Source organism: Paenibacillus sp. AK002, assembly GCF_053903045.1.
Map to the genome: position 1 here is coordinate 1,344,691 of NZ_CP096377.1, position 24,920 is coordinate 1,369,610.

General features: G+C 54.0%; 19 protein-coding genes. 16 read left to right on the forward strand and 3 right to left on the reverse strand.

Features of this window, described 5'->3' with window-relative positions; translation table 11 throughout:
- Window positions 1–53 precede the first annotated feature (53 nt).
- The gene (locus tag M1D70_RS05745; protein ID WP_456289398.1) at window positions 54–1,328 is read right to left on the reverse strand and encodes a chitinase; all 1,275 of its coding nucleotides are present in this window, start codon (window positions 1,326–1,328) and stop codon (window positions 54–56) included.
- Window positions 1,329–1,724: 396 nt separating this feature from the next.
- Here M1D70_RS05745 and M1D70_RS05750 point away from each other — a divergent pair, with 396 nt between their 5' ends.
- Window positions 1,725–3,077 (forward strand): MATE family efflux transporter, encoded by a 1,353-nt coding sequence (locus M1D70_RS05750; protein WP_012819299.1) that lies wholly within the window; start codon window positions 1,725–1,727, stop codon window positions 3,075–3,077.
- A gap of 91 nt (window positions 3,078–3,168) precedes the next feature.
- Here M1D70_RS05750 and M1D70_RS05755 read toward each other — a convergent pair whose 3' ends face one another.
- Window positions 3,169–5,790: a LuxR C-terminal-related transcriptional regulator gene (locus tag M1D70_RS05755; protein ID WP_456289399.1), complete on the reverse strand. Its 2,622-nt coding sequence runs from the start codon at window positions 5,788–5,790 to the stop codon at window positions 3,169–3,171.
- Between the two features lie 192 nt (window positions 5,791–5,982).
- On the opposite strand from M1D70_RS05755, the gene M1D70_RS05760 reads away from it, so the two are divergent.
- From M1D70_RS05760 to M1D70_RS05790, 7 genes are all read left to right on the forward strand, one after another.
- Window positions 5,983–9,834, forward strand: a complete 3,852-nt coding sequence (locus M1D70_RS05760) for an RCC1 domain-containing protein (protein WP_456289400.1) — start codon at window positions 5,983–5,985, stop codon at window positions 9,832–9,834.
- Between the two features lie 391 nt (window positions 9,835–10,225).
- Window positions 10,226–11,263 carry a BMP family protein gene (locus tag M1D70_RS05765; RefSeq protein WP_009594391.1) on the forward strand — a complete coding sequence of 346 codons (1,038 nt, stop codon included), beginning with the start codon at window positions 10,226–10,228 and terminating at the stop codon, window positions 11,261–11,263.
- 69 nt (window positions 11,264–11,332) lie between these two features.
- The gene (locus M1D70_RS05770; protein WP_456289401.1) at window positions 11,333–12,826 is read left to right on the forward strand and encodes an ABC transporter ATP-binding protein; all 1,494 of its coding nucleotides are present in this window, start codon (window positions 11,333–11,335) and stop codon (window positions 12,824–12,826) included.
- Window positions 12,826–13,893 carry an ABC transporter permease gene (locus tag M1D70_RS05775; protein WP_009594377.1) on the forward strand — a complete coding sequence of 356 codons (1,068 nt, stop codon included), beginning with the start codon at window positions 12,826–12,828 and terminating at the stop codon, window positions 13,891–13,893. The genes M1D70_RS05770 and M1D70_RS05775 overlap by 1 nt, the downstream gene beginning before the upstream one ends.
- Entirely contained in the window at window positions 13,877–14,800 is a 924-nt protein-coding gene (locus M1D70_RS05780; RefSeq protein WP_009594395.1) for an ABC transporter permease, read from the forward strand. The genes M1D70_RS05775 and M1D70_RS05780 overlap by 17 nt, the downstream gene beginning before the upstream one ends.
- Window positions 14,801–14,891: 91 nt before the next feature.
- Complete coding sequence (locus M1D70_RS05785; protein ID WP_456289402.1) at window positions 14,892–15,566, forward strand: sulfite oxidase-like oxidoreductase; 675 nt, start codon at window positions 14,892–14,894, stop codon at window positions 15,564–15,566.
- A 1-nt stretch (window position 15,567) separates the two neighbouring features.
- Window positions 15,568–16,299 (forward strand): nucleoside phosphorylase, encoded by a 732-nt coding sequence (locus M1D70_RS05790; RefSeq protein ID WP_456290392.1) that lies wholly within the window; start codon window positions 15,568–15,570, stop codon window positions 16,297–16,299.
- Between the two features lie 123 nt (window positions 16,300–16,422).
- Here the strand turns inward: M1D70_RS05790 and M1D70_RS05795 are convergent, their stop codons facing one another.
- On the reverse strand, window positions 16,423–16,893 hold the full coding sequence (locus M1D70_RS05795; RefSeq protein ID WP_009594403.1) for a DinB family protein: 471 nt from the start codon (window positions 16,891–16,893) through the stop codon (window positions 16,423–16,425).
- A 248-nt stretch (window positions 16,894–17,141) separates the two neighbouring features.
- Between M1D70_RS05795 and M1D70_RS05800 the strand changes: the two genes are divergently transcribed.
- From M1D70_RS05800 to M1D70_RS05835, 8 genes are all read left to right on the forward strand, one after another.
- Window positions 17,142–17,660, forward strand: a complete 519-nt coding sequence (locus tag M1D70_RS05800) for a TetR/AcrR family transcriptional regulator (protein WP_009594366.1) — start codon at window positions 17,142–17,144, stop codon at window positions 17,658–17,660.
- A gap of 122 nt (window positions 17,661–17,782) precedes the next feature.
- Window positions 17,783–18,739 (forward strand): SDR family NAD(P)-dependent oxidoreductase, encoded by a 957-nt coding sequence (locus M1D70_RS05805; RefSeq protein ID WP_456289403.1) that lies wholly within the window; start codon window positions 17,783–17,785, stop codon window positions 18,737–18,739.
- A 518-nt stretch (window positions 18,740–19,257) separates the two neighbouring features.
- Window positions 19,258–19,725: an RNA polymerase sigma factor gene (locus tag M1D70_RS05810; RefSeq protein WP_009594402.1), complete on the forward strand. Its 468-nt coding sequence runs from the start codon at window positions 19,258–19,260 to the stop codon at window positions 19,723–19,725.
- Entirely contained in the window at window positions 19,722–20,930 is a 1,209-nt protein-coding gene (locus M1D70_RS05815; protein WP_456289404.1) for a hypothetical protein, read from the forward strand. The genes M1D70_RS05810 and M1D70_RS05815 overlap by 4 nt, the downstream gene beginning before the upstream one ends.
- Before the next feature lie 19 nt (window positions 20,931–20,949).
- Window positions 20,950–21,147: a hypothetical protein gene (locus M1D70_RS05820; RefSeq protein ID WP_456289405.1), complete on the forward strand. Its 198-nt coding sequence runs from the start codon at window positions 20,950–20,952 to the stop codon at window positions 21,145–21,147.
- A gap of 171 nt (window positions 21,148–21,318) precedes the next feature.
- Window positions 21,319–21,918: a TetR/AcrR family transcriptional regulator gene (locus M1D70_RS05825; RefSeq protein ID WP_456289406.1), complete on the forward strand. Its 600-nt coding sequence runs from the start codon at window positions 21,319–21,321 to the stop codon at window positions 21,916–21,918.
- Window positions 21,905–22,603 carry a YqeB family protein gene (locus M1D70_RS05830; RefSeq protein WP_456289407.1) on the forward strand — a complete coding sequence of 233 codons (699 nt, stop codon included), beginning with the start codon at window positions 21,905–21,907 and terminating at the stop codon, window positions 22,601–22,603. The genes M1D70_RS05825 and M1D70_RS05830 overlap by 14 nt, the downstream gene beginning before the upstream one ends.
- 396 nt (window positions 22,604–22,999) lie before the next feature.
- The gene (locus M1D70_RS05835) at window positions 23,000–24,706 is read left to right on the forward strand and encodes an amylo-alpha-1,6-glucosidase (RefSeq protein ID WP_456289408.1); all 1,707 of its coding nucleotides are present in this window, start codon (window positions 23,000–23,002) and stop codon (window positions 24,704–24,706) included.
- Window positions 24,707–24,920 lie beyond the last annotated feature (214 nt).

A 24,920-nucleotide genomic window follows, 5' to 3' on the forward strand; every position in this document is an offset into this window, starting at 1 on the left:
ATTTTGCATGATCCATCAAACGTGATGGATCCAAGCTTCAGGCGGGTTCCATATCAGAACGGTCTCATCCCTAACGTATCGACCTTCTCTCCGGTAATATCGACGCCCATGCGGCCCGTGATATCGCGGTAATGCCCGGCGCGCCGCTGCACGGGACTGCCCTCGGTTTCCCCGAGGTTCGCTTCCAGGCCGTTCAAGACCATCACCGTAGTGCCGAAGCCGGGACTGCCCAGTCCCCTGAACTTCTCGAGCGGCGAAGGCTTCCATCTGCCGACCATCACGTCATGGGCGGAAGGTTTCGGGTCCTGCGGCGTCATCCAGAAGAGGATGGCGGTCATGTAGCCGATCTTGCCGTCGGCGGCAACGATCTCGGGATGGTCCAGCAGCACGCGTTTATCCCCATAGATAATGGAGCTGAAGAGTCCGTAGTTGAAATTCCAGCTGAGCATGATCGGTCCCCGCCCATAGTAGCGCTTGTCCGGCGATCCGGGATACAGCTCTGCGCTTGCCGGATCAACGAAGGCATCCATGTTGATCCCTGTCCGGCCCGCGATGTTTTCGTTCCAGAACAATCCCCAGCGAAGCGGACCGCCGGGAGCGGCAGCCCAGCCCCCGCCGGTTTCGTGGGAGAGATTGGCCAGGAAGGCGGCCAGTTCGCGCTTGCGGTCCTTCTTGAACCCTTCCTTGAGAAAGGTGCCGCCGTCAATGATAACGGTTTCAATCGCTTGGTTAAGGTTCTCGGCCGAATGGAAATCCGCCGAACGCACGACGAGTGTTTCGACCCGGGCATCTTTGTCCAATCGGTAAATCTCTTGGGCGGAAGGAGCTCCTTGCCGCGTGCGGATCTTGATCTTCAGATTGGACACCTCGGCCACCGCGTGGATCAGGTTGTCGTAGGAGAAATAGTCCGTCTGATCGGCTTTATAGTATTCTTTGCCCTTGGCGACGTTAAACCATGCGGCCGAACCTAGCCTGTAAGGAAATAGAGCCTCGAAGTCTTCCTCCGACAGCAGCGCTTTAACCGCTTCGATCGACTTCTCCGGCGTGTAATCCGGATCAAGGCCGTCCCAGTGCCGATCGATCTCCTTGCGGCTGATCAAACGATGTTCCCCAATCGCCAGGGAATCGGCTGGATTCCCCGTGAATTGTGCGAAAGCCGTGGTGTCGGACGGGGTGCTGGACGGCGTTTTCATTGGTGATGCCTTGGCTTGGAGCGCCTCATCGGCAGCAAGGGCATGAAGCGGGGTCATAAGGAGGGCAGCGCTGAGGGCTGCAATCATGCTGCGCTGAACCATGTTGCGGGATAACGGATATTTCCACACGGTCATACACATTCTCCTCTATATCGTTGGGATGGAATTACATTGCCATCATATATAGGGTATGTCGTTTTGTACATAGTCAGGAAATCCCACGGCATCGCGCGAATTTATCATGTTACATGACCTTTAGAGCGATCAGGCGGGGAGAGATGAGACAAGGGGCAGGGGATTTGCTGCGGAATCCTCCAGGATGCCGTCGAAGTTCGATTACCGGCTTTCGTAATGGAGTGCAACCAGACGACTAGTTTTTTACCGTAAAAACATTATAATGTTATTATGTTTTGATTCTATGAATCTACTATACGGCGGGAAGGATGCTTCACTTCATTTGGTTCTGTTCATTTGCATAATTTCGTATATATTAGAGATTCATCATCTTATAGTCGAAGAAGGTTAGCTGACATGAGTTTATTTGTTCGGGAAAAAGGATTCTACAAAAGTTTTTTCTGGCTGACGCTTGTGATCGGGATGCAGAACCTGATATCGGTCGGCGTGAATTTGTCGGACAACGTCATGCTGGGAGGATACAGCGAGTCGGCGCTGTCGGGCGTCGCGCTGGCGAACCAGATCCAATTCCTGCTGCACATGCTGGTTCTGGGCGTATGCGAAGGCTTGGTCATCATGTCGTCCAGATTCTGGGGAGCCAAGGATTTAGGCTTGATCAAAAAAGCGGCAAGCATCGGCATGCGCATGGCCATCCTTCTCAGCATCGTGTTATGGGTCATCGTGTTCTTTTTCCCGCACGAGGTATTGTCCTTGTTTACCAAGGAAGAGAACGTCATAGCTGCCGGTGTGGAATATTTGCGCATCATCTGCTTCTCTTATATCTTCTTTGCCGTCACCAGCTCCTTGCTGGCTTCCTTAAGAAGCGTGGAAACGGTAAAAATCGGCTTCGTGGTATCGCTGTCCACCTTGGTTATCAACATCTGCTTGAACTACATCCTGATCTACGGGTATATGGGCTTCCCGGAGCTGGGCGTGTCCGGATCGGCTATCGCTACCTTGACGGCGAGGATTATTGAATGCGTGATCGTCATCGTGTATGTTAAGCGTTTCGATCGCAAGATTCTGTTAAAGTTGCAGGATTTCCTGAAGTTCGATATGGAGCTCTTCAAGCAGTACATTCGCGTAGGCTCCCCGATTCTGATGTCCAATACGATATGGGGGCTTGCCATGGCGGCACAAACCGCCATCCTGGGGCATATGGGGGAATCCGCGATCGCCGCCAACAGCATTGCAACAACGATTTTCCAGATGGTGACGGTCATCGTGTACGCTTCCGCCAGCGCAACGGCCGTACTGATCGGGAAGACCATCGGCGAGGGCATGATGGATAAAATCATATCGTATGCCAAAACGCTGCAGATTCTGTATATCCTGCTCGGTTTATTGACGGGGGCCGTGCTGTTTGTGATCAAGGATTTCGTGCTGGGCTTCTATTCGATATCCGATGAGGCCAAAACGCTTGCCCTGCATTTCATGACGGTGCTGTCGATCACCGTGGTCGGAACGGCCTACCAGATGCCGGCTTTGACGGGCATCGTGCGGAGCGGCGGAGACACCCGCTTTGTGCTGTACAACGATTTGATATTTATGTGGCTGATCGTGCTGCCCTCATCCGCCTTATGCGCTTTTGTGTTCCATTTATCGCCGCTTGCCGTATTCATCTGCCTGAAATCGGATCAAATCCTGAAGTGTTTTGTGGCGATCGTGAAGGTAAACCGGTTCAAATGGATTCGATCCTTCAGCTCATGATGGTGCGGACGGTTATTATAAGGTAAATCCATAGCGTAAAAAAAGAACCTCGGGAATTCGTGTCCCGGGGTTCTTTTGTAGGGTTATCCAATTAATCCTCCAGCAGGTTCAGCGACTGGGCTTTAACCAGAGCCTGCGTGCGTGTCGTCACGCCGAGCTTGCCGTACAATCTGGACAAATACACCCGGATCGTTCCTTCGGACAGGCCGAGTGCTGCGGCCATCTGTTTATTCGCGGCGCCCTGGCGAATCAGATGCAGCAAATTCATTTCATTCCGATTCAGCTGTTCGGGAAGAGTTTGCTGGGATGTCCCGGCGGATGAAATATCCGCTTCGGAATAACCCGGGAAAAACTTCATGAGCGTGCGTGCATATTCAATCGTCTGAAGCTCCTCCAGGCTCAAGCCGTCTTCCTGTCCGAGGCGGCTCGAATACAGCTGCAGCAGCTGGCGCATGTCCTCCCCTTCATCGAGGAAGGTGCGGACATAACCGTTCTGTGCCCCGACACGCAAGGCTTCGCCTAGTAGTTGAAGCGACTGCTGCCGCTGGCCGCGCTGATGTTCCAGCAGCGCTTGCAGGCTTGTGATTTCAATGATGCTGGATCGCTGCTGTTCGCGCTCGGCCTGAGGTTTTAACAGCTCCAGGAGGCGCAGCGCCTCGGTTTCCCTGCGCTGTCTGCCTAACATGCGGACTAACGCCAGGTATTCGGTTTCCCGGCTATAGGCGGGCTTGTCCTTGACGGCAACGGGGAGCTCGGCTACTTCCTTCCGTGCTTCGGCTATGCGCCCTTCCCGGATATAGATCAAGCTTCTGACAGCCTTTAACGGGGCGAGCCAGAGGCTCGATTTTCTGGCATGTGCAGCGGAGCACGCTTCATCCAAAGCATAATGGGCTAGATGGAATTTGCCCTCGGCAGCGAACAGCCTGGCTTCGGTGATATGCAGCGGCACGAACAGCCCCATCGTTTCTTTGGCGGGCGGCGCGTTACGAATCTGCACCAGCAGCTGCCGGCATTCCGCCAGCCGGTTCCATTCATAATATCCCTCGCACAAGGATTGTTTAACATATAAGTTCATGAGCGAATGCGCCCACCCGTGGGATTCCAGCACGCCGGTAAACAGATGCGCGATTCTTTCCGTATCGGCGGAGAGAGCTCCCTTCATGCCGAGCGAGGTACGCCTGACGTAAAGCTCCCGCCGATTGTAATCGAACTGGTAGTACATCGGATTGTCGGGCATCAGGTTGTCGAGGATGCCTTCGCTGAAGGCGAACCATTTGCCGAAGTCACCGTTCAGGAAAACAAGATTGGACCGCACGAACAGGATGGAACTCATAAGCTGCTCCCTTCGGTCAGATGATTCTAGCGCAGCGCAGGCTTCCTCAATAAGGGACAGCATGCGCTCGGAACGTTCGAGATCTCCTGTCAGTACCAAGACAAAAGCATGCGCCAGCGACATTTCGGGTGTCATCGGATAGCTGGAGGGGATGCGGTCAAACCATTTCAGCAAGGTGGCAATCTCTCCAAGTTCGAGCACGGATTGCATATGCTGCTCGAGCAAGTTCAGGGCATGCCCGAAGTCCTGCGCTGACAACGTATGGTCAATCGCTTCATCCATGGAGCCGACGGAGGCATAATACTGCCCGGCGAGCCGGTGGCGCTTGGTATATTCAACGCGAAACTCGCGCTGAAGCAGGTCGAGCAGAAACTGCGAGAATAAATGATGATAACGAAAGAAGGCATGATGTTCGTCCAGCGGAACCAGAAACAGATTCAGCTTTTGCAGCTCCTCCAGCATCGGACGGCTGTCGCTGAGATCGGTTACGGCATCGCAAACCTGCGGATGCAGCTCTGAAAGGACCGCGGTCTGGAGCAAAAAGGAGAACACGTCGGGTGACAGCTTGCTTACGACTTCCTGAAACAGATATTTGGATACGAGAAGCGGATTCCCCTTCATATCATCCACGAATCCTTCCAAAGCGCTGCCGGTTCGCATGGTAATTACGGCAAGCTGGAGCCCGGTAACCCAGCCTTCCGTTTGGTTCCGTAACGTATCAAGCTCCATCGGGGTCAGAATGGGATGGCCGCCGTTTGACGCATGGCGGAACAAACGCTCCGTCTCCTCGTAGGTAAATTCCAGCTGCTTCATGCCGATAAGATGGACCTCATGGTTTACCACGCCCTTGATCGTGGGGAATGGAAGCTCGGTCCGGGACGAGATGAGAAGATGAATATGTTCGGGGAGGTAGTCGATCAAGTAGGAAATTCCTCCATGGATGGTTGAAGAGTGAATACTGTGCAGGTCCTCAAGAATGAGATTGAGGGGCTCGGAATCCTCGTATAATTCACTGATCAGCGTATCCAGAAAGCTTTCAATCGAGGCGCTTGGCAGCAGCTGCGTATGGTGCATGAGACGAGCTCCTTGGGGCTTGGGAAGAATCGAGGCCAGCGAGGCCGTCACGTATCTCCAAAAGCGAACGGGATCGTTATCCCGTTCATCCAGCGAAACCCAGGCGCTTCGTTCGTCGGTTTCATGAGCCCATTGGGCCAGCAGCGTCGACTTGCCGTAACCGGCAGGCGCGATGACGGTTGTCAGCTGACCCTTATGGCCTGCTGCCATATCCTGCAGCAGCCGGTCCCGGCGAATCAGATGCTCCTTCAGACCGGGAAGGCTTATTTTTATTTTCAGAATGGGTGAGTCGGTCAGTAGTTTCATAGGATACCCTCGCAATATACGAAACGTTATTTTCACGGAAATTGAGTCGCGATAACTAGATTATATGAAAAAAAAGATGAAAAGTTAACGTTTGTCAATCGTTTTCCTCCCATAATTTTGATAGCATCCTTGGTACCGCGGTCCTAAACGGGCCGCAGCTATCATAACGCTGATGAAACGAAGGAGGAGATTATGCTAAGGCGTTCAGGAAAAATCCTGCTGTGTGCGGCTTTGCTGCTGCTGCAGCTGGATGGGTTATTGGGATATCGCCAAGCCTTTGCGGCTGCGGCCGTTGCACCGAAGCTTGTAGCCGGGTACTATCATACCGCTTCGCTCGTAAGCAGCGGTGAAGTTTACTCATGGGGATACGGAGACAGGGGGCAGCTGGGTGACGGCACCTGGAATACCCGGACAACTCCGGTCATGGCGAAGAATTTGAACCATGTCATTGACATTCACTCCGGCGTCCGCAGTTCGATGGCGCTAAGGCAGGATGGAACGGTATGGACCTGGGGGGCAAACGAGAACGGACAGTTAGGGATAGGAACGATAACGAATGTGAACGCTCCCGCGCAAGTTCCGGGTCTGAGCGGGATCAAGGCGATATCGGGCGGATTGGCCTATCACGGCATGGCGCTTTCAGAGAACGGCACCGTTTGGACTTGGGGGAAAAATGACAACGGCGAGCTGGGAAATGGAACGACGACACAACAAAACTCCCCGGTTCTGGTGGCCGGTCTAAGCGATGTGACGGCGATTGCGGCTGGAGGATACTACAGTCTTGCCTTAAAATCGGACGGCACCGTATGGGCCTGGGGCGTGAACGAAAGCGGGGAGCTTGGAGATGGGACGACGACGGAGCGGCACGTTCCGGTACAGGTTGCCGGGCTGACGGACGTCATGGCGATCGCCGCCGGCGGTTCCCATAGTTTGGCCATTAGACAAGACGGCACCGTGTGGGCATGGGGAAACAACACGTACGGTACGCTTGGCGACGGTACGAGAACGCACCGGACGAGACCGGTGCAGGTTCGAAACCTGCAGCATATCGTTGCCGTTGCGGGTGGAGGTTATCACAGCCTTGCAGTGGACCAGGCAGGAAACGTATGGAGCTGGGGAGATAACAGTCAACAGCAGCTGGGCCTAAGCTCGAATGCTTCCAGCCTCATTCCGGTCCCTGTGACGGGTATCGAGCATGTACGCGAAATTTCCGCCGGCGGCTTTCATAGCGTAGCTATGAAAAAGGATGGAACCGTCTGGGGTTGGGGCTATAACTCTGGAGGACAGCTCGGAGACGGGACGTACAACAATACGAGGGGAATACCTACCCTGACCAAAGCCGTGCTGGATACCACGTCTCCGGATACGGGCAGCGGGAGCCTGAATCCGCATAGCATCACGTCAGACTCCGTTGCATTGGAATGGCCGAAAGCCTCGGACAATATGACGGAGCAGCACAAATTGCAGTATTTGTTATATTCGTCCGGCAGCCCGAATATCGGGGACGTCAGCCAAATGGAGAGGAACGGAAAGCCCGTCGGAAGCTACGCGGCGGATCAAACCGGGATGGTGGTGAACGGGCTTGCCGCAGGCACGGATCATTATTTTAACGTCATGGTCAAAGATGCCGTCGGCAGGAAAAGTGCATACCGCATGCTGAAGGTGACAACCCTATGGCCGCAAATCTACTCGTTAACCTATGACGGCAACGGACACACCGAAGGGAATGTTCCGGTAAGCAGCGGTTTGTTTGCCAGAGGCGACGAAGCGGTCGTGGCGGGCAATACGGGGCAGCTGGGCAAGGGTGGACATGTCTTCGACGGCTGGAATACGGAGGTCGACGGAAGCGGAATCGATTATCCTGCCGGTGGCAAGCTTATATTCGGTACGGAGGACGTTACGCTGTATGCCCAATGGAAGGCGATCCAGGCACCGATCGAGCTAAAGGCCGTATCTTACACGCCGTCCCCCCAGTCTGTCGGCGTGGAAAAAGATGTAACCTTGCAGGTTGTCTTTAATGAAGAAGTGACGTCGGTATCCGGTAAATCGATTACGATTAGGCTTGCCTCGGATCATCGCGTCGTCGAGAGCGTCGATGCTGCCGATGCAGGGAGCGTCACGATTCTCGGGAACGCGGCGAGCATAGATCCGCTGAACGATTTCGATGCAGGGGCAGCCTATTACGTCGAGATCGAGCCGGGTGCTTTTACCGGTAACCATTCGGGTACCGGTTTTACCGGCATTCAGGGGGCGGATGCTTGGAGCTTTACGGTCAGGGAACATGAGGATCCGGCGTACGACGCTGATTTGCAAGCATTGGCGCTGCGTTCGTCGAGCGGAGAAGTAGCGCTGAGCCCTGAGTTCGCCAGAAATCACAATGATTACAAAGCGCAGGTCGCCGGCGATACGGACCGCCTCACGGTAACGGCACAGGTATATGATGCGAGGGCGACGGTAACGGCCAGCGTGTACGGCGAGGCCGGAAATTTGATATGGGGGCCAATGGATCTCCTCTCCGGCCAGGAGAGCCCGTCCTTCCCCGTCGCCGTAGGCAGCCAGGTCATCGAGGTTGTGGTGACGGCGCCTGACGGCCAGCATATGAAATACAGAACGACGGTAACTAGAGCTTCATCCGGAGGCAGTGGCGGGACGCCTGAAGAGCCGGAAGGCTCGTCGCCAGGAGGTTCCGGCCAAGGATCGGCTATACCGGGCTTATCGGGCAATGCCGTACCTTCGAATAGCGTGGACGTCAACGTTACGATAAACGATGAATCTCAGGAAGGGATGGTTACAGGTTTGTTCCATGAGGCCAATGGACATACCATCGTATCGATGAAATTGGATACGGCTAAGCTGGAAGCCCGTTTAGAGACAGTGGACTACAATCCGGTAATCGTCATCGCGCTGGCACGGCCCGCGGATCAGGTCTCCCTGGAAACCAGCGGAGCTGCCCTTGATCTGCTTAACGCCAAGCAGGGCGCCATTGAAATCCGATCAGCGCTTGGTCATTTCCACGTTCCTGCGGCCGTGATGGCATCATCGCGCTGGCACGCGCCGGGAAGCATGGACTTGCCGGCCGCGGATCAAATTACGGTAACCCTGACGATGGCTGCCAGCGACGCTGCCAAGGTAGAGACCGTTAAGAAGGCCGCACTGCAATCCGGCATTACGCTTATCGGTTTGCCTATCGAGTTTGAAATCACGGCTAAAGCTCAGAATACGGCACTGCAGTTAGATCCGTTTCCGCAATATATGAAGCAGCGGATCATTTGGCCGAAGGGAATGCCGGGCCGGATGACAACGGCAGTCTTGCTGGATCGAAACGGCAGCTTCCACCCGATCCCGACGCGCTTCGAGCTGAAGGAGGACGGAAGGAGCGAGGCGATTCTGCATCGCTTATCAGCAGGTACGGTTGCTTTCATCTCTCATCAAGTGCGAGTTGCTGATGTATCGTTCCACTGGTCCAAGGATGCGGTGAGCGATCTTGCTTCGCGAATGATCCTGAACGGAACCGGACTTGTCGAGGGTGGAACAGACACAAACGCGAATCAGACGGCGGCGATTCATTTCACGCCGAAAGCCCAAGTGAGCCGTGCCGAGTTTGCCGCCATGATCGTGAGGGCGCTCGGTTTGGATGAGGTGAAGGACGGAGTTCCTGCTTTCCGGGATGTCGACGCAGAGGACTGGCATAACGGCGTCATAACGCAAGCTGTGCAGTATGGGCTGCTTCAGGGGTATGAGGACGGACAATTCAGGCCGGCCCAAGGCATCACGCGTCAAGAGGCCATAGCGGTTATGGCGAGAGTGATGGAGCTGGCGGGAATAACGAGCGCAGTGAATGAGATGGAGGCGGCAGCCATCCTCTCCCCTTACCAGGACCGTGAAGACCTGTCCGACTGGGCCACACCGGCTGCGGCCGCCCTTGTGAAGCAAGGAATTGTCCTGGGATCGGGCGCAGGGCTTAAGCCACTCCAGAAGTTATCCCGCGGCGAAGCAGCGGTCATGCTGCAGCGGTTATTGAAAGGTTCGGAGCTGATCGATTGAATCGGCCGTGGAAGCAGGCTGGAGTCGAAGAATTCAACATTTCGTATGCTGCTTCATCTAAATAGAAATCATGCAGAGCGAGGATGCCGAACGGCATCCTTTTTTATATAGATAGAGAGAGTCCAGGTTTGCGTGATGCCAGGAATTTGAAAATAATGCGTTTTCATCCCGGATACATGCCGGAAGCGTTTGATCAAATGTTGGCAATTCCCGAACATTATCGACATTTTGACAAGGTAATGTTCTGTGATATACGCAGTTTTCCACCAAATTTTTGCTAAAAAACACATTAAACTACATAAAACGCTAAAATTTTTGTTTTGACATCTGCTTGTCTATACCATAGGATAATAGTATAAAAAGTGCTCACTTAGGAGGATAAGGTCAGGAAATGAAAAAGACATGGTCAATTCTATTAACACTCGTATTATCCGTTGGATTGCTTGCAGGTTGCGGCAACGATGATAAGTCTACTGACAGTGGTGCAGCTAATGGCGGTTCCGAAGGATCTCAAGATAAGAAACGCATTGCACTAGTTCTTCCTGAGAAGATCGGCGTGAATCCATTCTTTGCCCTGATGGACGAAGGATTGCAAAAGGCCGCTGCCGATTTCAACGTTGAAGTCAAAACGATTGAATCGACAGACCCTGCTTCGATCGAGCAGAACCTCCGTACGGCGGTTGCCGAGAAGTATGATCTGATTATCACATCCACCTTCCAGATGGAGGATGCATTAAAGAAGGTTGCACCGGAGAATCCGGACGTGCCGTTTGCGATCATTGACACGGTCGTGGATTTGCCGAACGTCCGCAGCGTCGGATTCCGCGAGCATGAGGCTGCTTATCTTCTGGGGGCGGCTGCAGGATTGGCAACGAAAACGAATAAGGTCGGCAACGTTGTGGCCAACGACATTCCGATTATGCATAAATATATGACCGGCTTTGAGGAAGGCGCGAAATCGGTCAATCCGAACATCGAAATTTTCGTTAACTTCGTAGGCGGATTCGACGATCCGGCAAAAGCGAAGGAGCTTGCGCTCCTGCAGAACTCCAAAGGCGCGGATTTCGTAGCCGGCATGTCCGCCGTTGGCGATCTGGGCGTGTTCGAAGCAGCGAAAGAGAAGGGCTTCTACACTTCCGGACAAGATACGGACAACACCGAGCCTGAGCATGTGGTGCTTGCGCAATTGAAAGGTACCGACGCTGTCGTATACGAAACGGTGAAGGATTTTGCAGAGGGCAACTATACTTTCGATATTCGTGACTACGGCCTGAAAGAAGGCGCTGTAGGTCTCACTTACGTTACGCATGAGAGCAAAACGCCGCTTAACCCATTCATTGGACAAGACATCGTGGATCAGCTTAAGGTGATTTCCGACGATATCATCGCCGGAAAGATTAAAGTAACGAACGCATTGGAACAAAATTAGTTCTTACCTGGACCGGCTGCACATGGGCAGTCGGTCTTTCATTCAGAAACGAAAGGAAGGCATGACTCGATGCTACTCCAGATGGACAATATTACGAAAAAGTATGGCGAGTTCAGCGCAAACCGCGGTATTGATTTTTCGCTGCGCGCGGGTGAGGTTCATGCGATAGTCGGGGAAAACGGTGCAGGCAAAACGACGCTGATGCGGATATTGTACGGGATGGAGCAGCCAACCTCGGGTACGATTCGGCTGAATGGCAAGGAAGTTTCGTTTGCAAGCCCGCTTGACGCGATTCAAGGCGGTATCGGCATGGTGCATCAGCACTTCATGCTGTTTCCTACGTTTACGATCGCCGAGAATATCGTGATCGGCAATGAGCCGGGCTCAGGTGCCGGGTTTGACCGCAAGCAAGCCGTGAAGATCGTGGAAGGACTCTGCGAAAAATACGGCATGAAGGTGGACCCGCGCGCCACCGTAAGCAGCAGTGCCCCCGGCGTGCAGCAGCGGGTTGAAATATTGAAGGTGCTGTATCAGGGAGCCGAAATCATCATTCTGGATGAGCCGACGGGCGTGCTGACGCCGCTCGAGGTGCAGGAGCTGCTGGATGCCATTAAACAGCTCTCCAAACAGGGAAAAAGCTTTATCCTGATTAGTCATAAGCTGAACGAGGTTCTTGACGTGGCCGATCGCATTACGGTGCTCCGTGACGGTGCCGTCACGGGCGTGGTGGAGAAGGGGAACACCGACGCCCACCAGCTCTCCCGTCTCATGGTCGGCCGCGAGCTGATGGAACTGGACCGCAAGCCGATCACGCCGGGCGAGAAGGTGCTGGAAGTATCGGACGTCTCGATCCGCGGAACGAAAGGCAAGCCGGTTCTGGACGGCGTAAACCTGGAGGTACGGGCCGGCGAGGTTGTCGGGATTGCGGGTATTTCAGGCAACGGGCAATCCGAGCTGCTTCAAGTGATCTCGGGCCTGGCTCAGCCGGACAGCGGGCGGATTGCCGTGTCGGGCAAGGACGTTACCGGCATGTCGACAAGAGAAATACGGGAGCACGGGTTAGCCCATATTCCGGAGGATCGCTACGTATGGGGTGCCAACCGAACGGCTACCGTGATGGATACCGGGCTTATGGGGCACCAACGCCGCTTGCAGCAGGGCGGCTTCCTCAAACTCAAGGACATTCGTTCGCTTGTATCCGGATGGGTTCAGAAATTCTCCATCAAGACCGGATCCCTGGAGACCAGCACGCAGTATTTGTCCGGCGGCAATCTGCAGAAGCTGATTGTGGCACGGGAACTGGAGCAGGGAACTCCGTTCCTGATCGCGGCGGAACCGACGCGAGGCGTCGATATCGGCGCCATGGAGACGATTCATGGCGAACTGCTCAAGCGGCGCGAAGAGGGCACGGGAATTTTGCTGGTATCGTCGGAATTAACGGAAATCTTGAAGCTGTCCGACCGTGTTCTGGTCATGTATGAAGGCCGGATCGCGGGCGAGCTGTCGGCGAAGGATGCGACAGAAGAGAAATTGGGACTGCTGATGGCGGGAGGAACTCTGTAATGAACAAATGGACTAAACTTACGCTTCCGCTGCTCCAGCCGATTGCCGCCATCCTTGTGGGGCTGCTTGCCGGAGCCATCGCGATCATGATTGCCGGCGGCGATATCCTGCAGACCTACGCGGAGATGTGGAAGGGTGCCTTCGGCGGGATGTATTTCTTCACGAATACGCTGTCCCGCGCGACCCCGATCATTCTGATCGGTCTGGGCGCGGCGTTTGCCTTCCGTGCAGGCTTCTTTAACCTTGGCGCGGAAGGACAAATGGTGTTTGGCGCGCTTTCCGCCGCGTTGGTCGGATTGTATATGCCGGGTCCCGGCTGGCTGGTGTGTATCGCTGCCATCCTTGCGGGTGTGATCGCGGGCGGATTATGGTCGGTGATGGCCGGATATTTTGATGCCCGGTTCAGGGTGAACCTGCTGATCTCCACGCTGCTTCTGAACTATGTGGCCGTATTGTTTGCGGGTTATCTGGTCGCTTATCCGCTGAAGGACCGCTCGGGTTCGGCCGCGATGGCGCAATCCGAAATGCTCGATAACAGCGTCTGGCTGCCGAAGCTGATCTCCGGCATGCCGCTGCATGTCGGCTTTGTGCTCGCGGTGCTGGCCGCGTTGATTATATTCGTGCTGTTGAAGCGCTCCGTGATCGGCTACGAAGTACGGATGCTAGGCGGAAATCCGCTGTTTGCCCTGTTTGGCGGGGTTAAGCGCGGGCCGATGATGCTTGGCGCGATGTTCTTCAGCGGCGGCTTGGCCGGACTTGGCGGCGCCGTTGAAATTTTGGGCTCCCAGTATCGTTATATCGATGGTGCGTTATCTACGGCCGACTATGCCTGGACGGGCATCATGGCAGCATTGCTGGCAGGGTCGCATCCGATCGGTACGCTGATTGCATCGATTTTCTTGGCCGCGCTGCAGACGGGCGGCATGGGCGTGGAACGGAATACGGAAGTGCCGCTTGAGGTAGGAGCAATCATCCAAGCCGTGCTGATTCTGTTTATCTCCGCCCGATTCACATACAGCTTCCTGAAGCGCAGAAAGGGGAACAAATCCGATGGAACAGCTGTTTGACCTTGCTTTAATCAACTCGGCCCTCCGCGTGCTCACTCCGATCCTGCTTGCGGCTCTCGGCGGTGCCCTGTGTTCGCGCGTCGGATTGTTCAACGTCGGTTTGGAAGGCTTTATGCTGCTGGGAGCATTCGCAGCCGTGGTGGGGAACCACTTTTTCGGCAACGTGTTTTACGCGATTTTGTTTGCGATTGCGATCGTGTCGATCTTCTCCTTTATCTTTGCTTACCTCAGCATTAATCTGCAGGCCAACGTCATCGTGGTCGGTATCGCGATGAATGCGTTGGCGGCGGGGTTGACCACATTCAGCTTGCGGGCTATTTTTGATGTGAAAGGTGCATTTTATGATAATACGATGGTCGGGCTGCCAAAATGGAACATTCCGATTATCGAGGATATTCCGGTGATCGGTCCTATTCTGGCGGGCCTTACGCCGCTCGTGTATCTGTCGTTTTTGATTGCGGGCCTCATGTGGTATTATTTCTATCGCACGAAGAACGGCTTCCGTTTTCTGGCTGCCGGCGAGAATCCGCTCGCTGCCAAAAGCGTGGGCATCCGTGTAAGACGGTATCAGTATGGAGCCGTGCTCGCGAGCGGCGTGTTATGTGCGCTGGCAGGCGCGCAGCTGTCGCTTGGACAGGTGACGATGTTTACGGAAGGCATGACGGCCGGCCGTGGCTTTATCGCGCTCGTCGCCACGATGCTGGGCCAATCGGGTCCGCTTGGGGTGACGGCGGCAAGCCTGCTGTTCGGCTTTATGGATGCACTCAGCATCCGGTTCCAGGGCCTGGCGCTGCCTACGCATTTTACGCAGATGCTGCCTTATGTCGTAACGATTCTGGCGATGTTCTTCTTTAAGGATAAAAGCTTCCAGCAGGACGCGCTGAAGCAGGGATCCAGCTCCAGATAAGCGCGTATGCCGCGCCGCGACAACCAGTGATTGAAGTCATCCCGCCGATAAGCGGATGCGAAAGCGATCAAGCGTAAAGGAGATGAAGTTGGTGCATAAAAAAGCAGAACGTTTGAAAAAAATGAAGCCGGTGGCGGTGGGCAACCTGACCGAAGAGCAGCGGGCCAAGCTGCCGCCGGGGCAGACGCTGACCGAGAAGTTCCCGATATTGCATGAAGGGGAGGTTCCCCATTACGACATGTCCGCATGGACCCTCAGGGTTTTCGGCGAAGTCGAAGAGGAACAAACCTTTACGTATGAAGATATTCTGGCGATGCCAACGGTAACCGTGAACACCGACATTCACTGCGTCACGCGCTGGTCCAAGTTCGATACGGTATGGGAGGGCATCCTGTTCCGGGATTTCATGGCGGGCTTGAAGATCAAGCCGGATGCCAAATACGTCATGTTTCATGCCGATCCCGATTATGACACGAATGTGCCGATCGAGGATTTGCTCCGTGACGATGTGCTGCTGGCCTATCGTTTCAACGGCGAGCCGCTGACGGACAAGCACGGCTGGCCGCTGCGCACGGTCGTGCCGCACCGCTATTTCTGGAAGAGCGCCAAGTGGCTGCGCGGCATCGAGTTTATGAAGGAAGACCGCCCGGGCTTCTGGGAACGCAACGGCTTCCATAATGAAGCGGACCCGTTCAAGGAAGAGCGGTTTAGCGGCGAGGCGCTGGATATACCCGAAGACGAATGGACACGTAAGGAGTTTGACTAATATGTTGATGCCTATTTTGCAAGTGAACTCAGAGGATATACCTGAATTTGTGATCGTCTGCGGCGACCCGAAACGCGCGGAGACGATATCCCGTAAGCTCGAAAATGCGCGCGAGCTGGCATTCAGCCGCGAGTACCGCACTTTCGTGGGAACGTATGAAAGCGTTGAGCTGGCGGTAACCAGCCATGGCGTCGGCTGCCCGGGAGCGGCCGTTTGCTTCGAGGAGCTGATTCGCGCGGGCGCGAAGACCTTGATTCGCGTGGGCACCGCCGGGTCTTATCGGGCGGACACTCCTGCGGGGAGCCTTGTGGTTAGCACCGCGGCGATCCGTACGGACGGTCTGACGAAGCAGCTGGTACCGGACGGTTTTCCGGCGGTTGCGGACAGCCAGGTGGCTGAGGCGTTGTACGAATCCGCGCTCGCGATCGGCGAAGGCGTCGTGCGCAAGGGCATAACCGTCACGCTGGACGTGTTCTTTAACGGAGTCGAGGAAGTGCCGCATCAGAAATATAAAGCGGCCGGCGCGCTCGGCGTCGAGATGGAAATTGCGGCGCTGTACGTCGTTGCGGCGATCCGCGGCGTTCGCGCCGGCGCGATTGTGGCCATGGACGGCTTTGCCGACGCCGACCTTGCGGCCGAGTACGATCCGAACACAAACGTGGTTGCCGACGCGGTGGAGCGCGAGATTAACACCGCTTTGCAGGCTGTGGTGAAGCTGGCGAAGCAAGGCTAACCAGGGATAGAAGAAAGCCGGATTTCCTGAGCATAAGCTGCAGGAAATCCGGCTTTATTTTGAGTAAGATGAATCAGGATGAGTATCAGAAGCTTGCAGCTGCAAATCCAGTCGTACCTATCGTTACGGTTTTGGCGGCTGAACGGTGAAGAAGGGAACCTTTTCGATGCCGACTGCACGCACGTAAGTGAACAATTGCCCTTTGTGGTGGATTTCATGGTCGACCATGTTGCTCAGCCACACTTTTCCTGGGGAAACGAACCCGTTAAAGTCCAGCGGCTGCTCCATTAGGAAGTCAGACAATTCATTAAAAACAGCCGTAGACGATTCGGTCGAAGCCTGCACGATATTTCTTATGTCATCGATGGTTTCGAATTCGGTGGAAATAGAGGGTGGAGAGAAGGAACCTTTTACAATGGAGCGCAAGAACATGTCCGAGGACGCCGCAATATGAACAGCCAATCCGCCCAAGGTATAGGCATGATCCCACGGTTTATAATCCAAATGCTCGCTCTGTACGTCCTGCAGCAGCTGAAGCAAGACCGTACGGTGTCTATGCCATCGTTCGAATTGCTGTTGACCTTCATGACTCATGATAGATCCTCCTTAATCGATTACAGAATAAAGTCTTGGAATAGGCTCCCGCCTTATCGCGGTTCATAAAACAGTTCGATAAGAGATAGCGGATTCCTTCCCTATGCGCAAGCTATGTCCAGGTGTTAAATTCAATAATTCTGGGAAAAAAGCAGTTGCAAAAGGAAAACGGACCGTATATACTGAAATCAATTAGTGATTGGTCAATCAATAATGAAATTAAAGATGAGTGAGAGGAGGTTGGTTGAATGGCTAGAGCTTCAACCTCTGCGAATCGGCGAAATGAAATCGTAGCGGCAGCAATCGAAGTGTTTGCAGAGATCGGATACTATCGCGCGACCACGGCTCAGGTTGCGGAACGGGCAGCGATATCCCAGCCTTACGTCTATCGGTTCTTTACCAAGGAATCGCTGCTCGTGGAATCGCTGACTGTCTCCTGGAAGCGCATCGTGCAGGCATTTCAGGGGGTCATCGAGTCCGCTGCTCCGAAGGAACTGGAGACGGGCCTGATCCGGGCGTACGAAGGGATCGTGCAATCCCATCGCAGCGAAATCCTGCTGCAGATGCAGGCGCAGACGATCCAGGAAGCGCCCATCCGCGAAGCGATGCAGCAGGGAATGAACGAGGTGAAGGACCTGGTTCAGCATGCTTTCGTGAAAGCGGGATTCGAGGATGCCGATAAGAAAACCTCCGATTTTCTGGCCCGGGGGATGCTGTGCAATGTAGCCATGGCGATGGATATGCCGAATATGATGCCCAAAAGATAAGGCGCGCGTCGATGTGCCGCACCGCGTACTGCATAAGGTTGTGCGCGGTGGAGAAAGGGCATTTCATTTTTAATCAATTGTGATTGATCAATCAATTATTTTAATATGAGGAGAGATTGATGATGAAAAAAGCGATTGTTTTGGGTGCGACAGGCGGCGTAGGCGCCCCGCTGACGGCGGAACTGGTGAAGCGTGGAATTCAAACGGTAGCCTTCGGCCGTTCCGCGAAGAAGCTGAATGAGCTGGCTGAGCAGCTGGACCGTTCGCCTCTGCTTACGCTGGAAACGGGAGATGCATTTAAACCTGAGGATATCCGAAGAGCCGCGGAAGGGGCCGATGTTATTTTTCAAAGTGCGAACATCCCTTACCACGAGATGGAATCCAGGCTGCTGCCGCTGGGTGAATCGGTCATGACGGCTGCAGAGAAGCTGGGGACCAAGGTTGTGGTGGTTGATGGAATCTATCCTTATGGCAGACGCTTAATGGAAAAGGCAACAGAGGAGCATCCCAAAAAACCGCATACCCGTAAGGGCAAAGTAAGATTAGCCTACGAGCAGCTGATATTCTCATCGCGCTGGCATAAAGCAAACCCTCTTATCGTAAGGTTGCCCGACTACTATGGTCCTTCTGCGCAGGCGTCCTATTTATCCGTCACGATGGAAGCCATTGCGGCAGGGAAGCCAACCGCCTTCATCGGCAACATGAGCGTTCCCCGAGAATACATCTATTTGCCGGATGCCGCCCGAATGATCGTAGAGATTGCCGAGAGAGAGGAGTCCTATGGGCAGAACTGGCATATCCCCGGACCGGGCGTGATTTCAGGCCATGAGCTGGTGCGGATTGCGCAGCAGGCTGCCGGAAAGCGCAAGGCGGTAATGCCGCTTGGACGAATCGGACTCTCCCTGATCGGGTTATTCAATCCGGTGATGAAAGAGGTGGTTGAGATGCTGTATTTGACCGAGGAGCCTTTGGTGCTGAGCGGCGAGAAATACGAGCGCCTGATCGGTCCGATTCAATGGACGCCTCATGAGCAGGCGATAGCTGCGACCATGAGGAGTTTAATGAATAAACGGGCATGAGCAGCGGAGGCCATATAAAGTGGCGCAGCAGCGACACCAGGATATGCGAAGGGATTATTTTTTCGATAATAGTAATTGATCAATCAATAATAAGACGAAGATTTCCCTCACAACTTGTTGCCGTTTAGAAGGAGGTGAATCCAAATGGCTAAACTTCAGCTTAAATTTATGGACGGTTTCTTGGTAGCGGTTATGCTGGTATGTGTGCTTAGCTGGTGGGATTGAGTGATCAGGGAAGATGAATCATCACGTTCAATGAAAACAATAAGGAGGATGCAAGGATGAAGGAAGAGATACGTTCGGTTTGGTTTTCCAGGCACTCGATCTTGCTCGGCATCACAGCCACTCTGCTGGTGCTGTTCTCCATGTGGGATTAATTATAGGTAAACACGCTGACTGCTAGACGGTTGGCGTGTTTTTTTATAGGCCCGAAAAAAAATTCGAGAATATCCATCAGTTTCTTTCTCTCAAACGTTATATTTACAGAAAAGACAAAACGAAAAGTGAGAGGTTGGCTAATGCAAGTATGTGATCTTTATGAAAACCTGAAGGACGATGTCCAGCGTTATGCCAGATCCATCGCCAAGCATGCTTACGAAGCGGATGATCTGGTCCAGGATGCCTTTATGAAAGCCATCAAGGAGCCGAACCTGGCAGCGCTGCCCCTTCACAAGCAAAAGGCCTGGTTCTTCAGAGTCGTCAAAAATCGCATGATCGATATTAGCCGCCGGGAGAAGCGGCTCGTATCGTGGGAGGATGATCTGGACATCGCGGAGCTCCCCGTGTCAAGCCGCAATATCGAAATGACGGAATGGCTCGCCCGTTTGCCGCAATCGCAGAGCAATATCGTGTTTAAGCGCTTTTGGCTCGGGATGTCCAGCCAAGAAATCGGTGAGCAGCTGGGTATGCCGGCAGCCACGGTTCGTTACAAATTGCAAACCGCCATCAAAAAATTGAGAAAACTATGGGAGGAAGATATGAAATGAGCAGAATCATCGAGAATGTAGGGATGTTGGATCTTACGCAGGCCACGGAGGAAACCGTAACAAGCATCGAGCGGATCGGAAACGTGGGCCTTGTGATATACCGGGCAGAGACGGCACACCTCCTCACGCTGTTGAAAAACACTGGCAATATCGGCAAGACGATTGAAATCCCCGAGGGACACCGTTATTACAGCGGCACGCTGCGGCTGAACGAGGAATATTTTCAGCTCTTGGAGCAGCCGGACCGCGTATTCGTTAACGGCACGGTCATCATCGATAAAGGAGTATCCCTTGAAGCATTCCAGAGCGGCACGCTGCACCTGGTGGTTAACGGCGAGGTCTATGCTCCCCGGCATCTGGCCGCTGCCGTTACCTCTGCACTCCTCAAAGTGGGAGGCGCCAGCGCGGAGATTCACGCTTACGAATACGAACCCCGGTTCGAGTCCGGGAAAGTGCAGTTGAACAATGCGTATCTGGCCTCCAGCAGCGAGCCTATGGAGCTGGTCTTGAACGGCATGGTTCATCTGGATAAGGAGCTGGATATGGAGCAGTTCTCGGCCCGGATTGAAAAGATCCAAGTCAACGGCAAGGCGATTATCCATGAACATCAATCCCCTTATTTCTACGATAAATTGAAAAAGATCAACGGCTTGGTCGAGGTGATCCCGGCAGGATTCGAGTATGTAACCAAACCGCTACGGCTAAACGCAAGAAGCGTACGGAGATTTAAAGGCCATAAGCTCTACACGAATAAGCCGCTCATTCTCGAGGCGGACGTGAACCGGGACGCCTTCAGCCAGGCCGTGTCGGAGATACAGTCCACTTCGTTCATCATTTGCGGCGAAGAGATCGAAGATCTGGTCTGGGAGCGCTGCCCCAACCTGAATACAGAAATCGTAAGTTATGAGCGGCTGTTTGTGTTCATCAGCGGCGAGGAGACCTGGTCGAGGGATCAGCTGGCGGCTTTGGGCCAGCCGGCGAGCTTCATTGTTGACGGGACGCTGACCTTAGACGATGACGTCACCGAGGAAGATATTAAGGCTTCGATGTCCTCCCTGGATCTTTTCGGCGAAGTCGTTGTAGGGGAAAAAAGAATTAAAGGCATTTTGTACCCTTACCTTCGGGCAAACAATGGAAGTATTATAGTGAAGGGGACGGAAGAGGAGCTTGCAGGTATTGGTAATGTCGGAATGTTGTCGCTATAAAAGAAAAGAGGAATGAAACATGAATATCAATAATGAAGATATTGCCAAACAGCATGTTCACGATCTCCGTCAGGAACTGGAACGATGCCGGATGGCAACGAAATTGCGCTCGAAACGCAATGAAGCGGCCCACGCCGCAAAGACCGCACGCACGGTCGAAGGAAAGTGGAAGGCGCTGCTTGAAACCATCATCATGATGGGAAGAAGAATGCTTTAATCGGTTGAGCCGGTTAAGCTACAAATCCTAATTCTTATGAATCGTCGATGCGATAAGCATCGGCGATTTTTAGTTTTTTTTGCCTACCGGTAGTTAAAAAAATATTGACATCCTCCATCATCCATCTTAAAATTCTACCTATCGGTAGGTAAAAAAGGAGCGGATGACAGCGTGAAAAAGAAGGATTTAACCTCGCGGCAAATCGTCGAGGCTGCCATCGGATTGTTTGCGGCACATGGCATCGAGAAGACCAGCCTGGCGATGATTGCCGGCGAAGTGGGCATTACGAAACCGTCGATTTACTATCACTTTGCGTCCAAGGATGAACTGGTGGAGCGGGTCTTTGAATACATGTTCAGCGATTATCATTTCGATCATTATTTCTCCCTGACCGGGCTAAATGAGTTTAACTTCGCGGAGCAGCTGTACCAGGGCGGGCTGCGCATGTTTCCCGAGGAGGAAGAAGCCTTCGTGCCGGTGATGCGCCTATTGAGCGAGTTCATGCTGACCGCAAACCGGAATGCCAATTACGGCCAGCGGGTAGCTGCCATGCAGCAATCGTTCCTGGACGGCTTTCGGGAATTCATGAAGCTGGGGGTCGACTTCGGGGTCGTCGATCGTCAGCATGCGGATTCCAAGGCCTATGTTCTGGCCCTGGTCATCGATAATATCACGAGTTATATCATGATGGAGATTCCGCTGGACTATCAAGCGGTCTGGAAAGAAGCGGTGAACAGCGTTCTCAGGAAAGGAGCGGATGCCATTGAATAACGAGAGGGAATACAGTGATCTTGGATTATCATGGGCAGACCGTATGCTGGTATGGGCGGTGCCTCCTTTATTAGGCGCGGTGGTCGGCTGGTTTCTGCCTGTCATTGCGGATTGGGCAACGGGCCTGGCTTGGGTGCCATTTCAAGGACCCTTGGAGTTGATCGCATCCATCCAGGGCCCATGGGTTGTTATCGTAACCGCTGTTGTAGGGCTGCTTGCCGGGACGGTGCTCTCTCACTTAGCCATTAAAGAAAGCCTTGCGGTTCGCCTGTCGGACAAGGAGATTACACTCCGCATTCATGAGGCTGAACAAACCTTTAGGAGAGAAGAAGTTTCCGCTGCCTTTATGGACGGCAAGCAGCTGGTCCTGCTGGGCAACGAAGGGGAGGAGCTCTATCGCGAGAAACCCGAAGCCAAGCGGGAAACGGTGGCCGAAGCCTTCAAGCGGCACGGTTACTCCTGGAGAGACCGCAATCCGTTCGCCGATGATTACGTCAGATGGATTGCCGATTCGCCGGAACTGACGCCTAGCATGAACGCGCTCTTCCTGGCACGGGAGAAGGCCATCAAGAACGAGGATCGAGAGGACGCGGCTGATCTGCGCCGGGAACTATCGAAGCTGGGCATCACCGTGCGCGATGACGGAAAAAGACAATATTGGCGTCAGCACGGACAGAAGCCATAACAGGCATAGCAGGCATAGCAGGCATAGCAGGCATAGCAGGCTATAGCAGACAGAGCCATTATAGCGACATAATGGCTCACTACATACCAGATGCGTATAATCCCGGCAGAACGATAAGGGGTTCATTCAGTCGGCGCTCGTCGCCCAGTTAAACCAGATGATCGCCATTGTAATCCATAAATCGATGCCGCGATCATCGGCGTTTTTTTATAGGATCTTCGCTGCGCTGTTGTTTGCCATGACATTTACCCCCCTCTTATCGAACAAAATGACACCTCCCTCGCTAGAGCAAGCGTGCCCCAAACAATATCCCTCTATCGGCAAGACATCCGTCAGTCCTCTCCTTCCTTGAGAAGTTTTACAATGAAAGCGATACCTCAGCGAAGGAGATGTCCTATGAATTTTGATCTGAATATCGTACCTTTCAGCCGAAGAGAGTCCTTCTTGGCGATATCCCTCCTGCCAGCGGCGGAGAACCGGAGACAGGGTTTGTACCTGCGAACCGTCCGCGGAGGGGATGACAAGTTTGGCGAGGCGTTTCTGATAGAGCTGTTAAACCGGCAGAACGAGCCGATATCATTTGAACCGGTGGCATCACCCGACAACATCAGGCTAACGGCCTCCGATTCGTTAGGCCATGCGGATATTTGCATATCGGACTCCCGGACCGTGCGATTCCGCTCGGAAGGCTGCGGCATCCGGCTTACCTTTTTCCCCGCAGCGTATGATTACGCCTATGAGACCCATCCGGACAGCTGGGAGGTGAACAGCTTTACGCATGGCTGCCGCTTCATGCTGACCCGGCTTGCGGGCCAGATGGGCATGGAGGTCGAATGGAACGAGATCAAGAGCTCGCGGGTTACCGCCGACTTTTCTGTGGATCCTGCATCCAATGCGGCCGAATTTGCGGTCGAAGAGTTCATGACCGTCTTGAAGCCGCGCGACGAATGGGAGTCCTTCGACGATGCGGTTGGAAGTGTTCGCGAGGATTACGCCGGATGGCTGAACAGCACCCTTGCCGTCTCTGAGCAGTGGCAGGAAGCAAGGGAGCTCGCCGCCTATATTACCTGGTCCTGCGTGGTTCCTGCCGAAGGCTGCCTGACTCGCCCGGCCATGTATATGTCCAAGAATTGGATGACCAACATCTGGAGCTGGGACAACTGCTTTAACGCGATGGCTCTTGTGCGGCATCAGCCGGAGCTGGCTTGGGACCAGTTCATGATCTTTTTTGACCGGCAGGATGAGAGCGGCCTGATCCCGGACTTCGTGAACGATAAATACGAGCTATGGAATTGCAACAAACCGCCGATTCACGGCTGGACGCTGGCCTGGATGATGCGTCGGACCGATTACATCAAGGAGGCCCAGCTGCGCGAGGTCTATGGCCCTCTAGCGAAATGGACGCAGTGGTGGTTCACGCACCGGGATCATGACGGCGACGGCATTCCCCAGTATAACCACGGCAACGACTCGGGCTGGGACAACAGCACGGCGTTCAATAACGGCATTCCCGTCGAGAGTCCCGACCTTGCCGCTTATCTGATTATCCAGATGGAGACGCTGGCCGAAATCGCGGGCTTGCTGGGCCTGTCGGAGGAGTCGGCCGGATGGAGACGAAGGGCGGACGATACGCTGGAGCGTTTGATTCGGCACTTCTGGAAGGACGGCCGGTTTACGGCCTGCCGTTCGGGAACGCATGAGCCGTCCGAAGGGGACAGCCTGCTGCTGTTCGTTCCTATCCTGCTGGGTAAACGCCTTCCCGAGCATATCCGCACGGCTCTGCTGGAAGGGCTTCGGGATGAAAGCCGATTTCTGACGAGCAACGGCTGGGCGACCGAAAGCGTAAGCAGCCCATACTATAAGCCGGACGGATATTGGCGCGGCCCGATCTGGGCTCCTTCCACGATGCTGCTGGTCGAAGGGGTGGCGGCGGCCGGCGATAAGGAGCTGGCCATGGAGATTGCGCAGCGGTACTGCCGAATGGTCAGTCTCAGCGGCATGGCCGAGAATTTTGATGCCCTGACCGGAGCCGGGCTGCGCGATCGGGCGTTCACCTGGACCTCCAGCGTATTTTTGATTTTGGGACATGAATACACGTTATAACTGTCACGGACTAACACTTCTTCCCGGGCTTTTGGCCTTGCGGAGGAGGTGCTTTTTCCGTTTCCTCTTATTTTCCAGTTGCCGCCTAATTACAAGCCCTTTGTTCAGGTTTATAATGAAAGCGGTATCACGGAATCTCGTAAACAGTACAGCCGCATGGCGAACGATCGGATGCATATTCACGATACGATTCGATACGACAATGGGGAGAGTA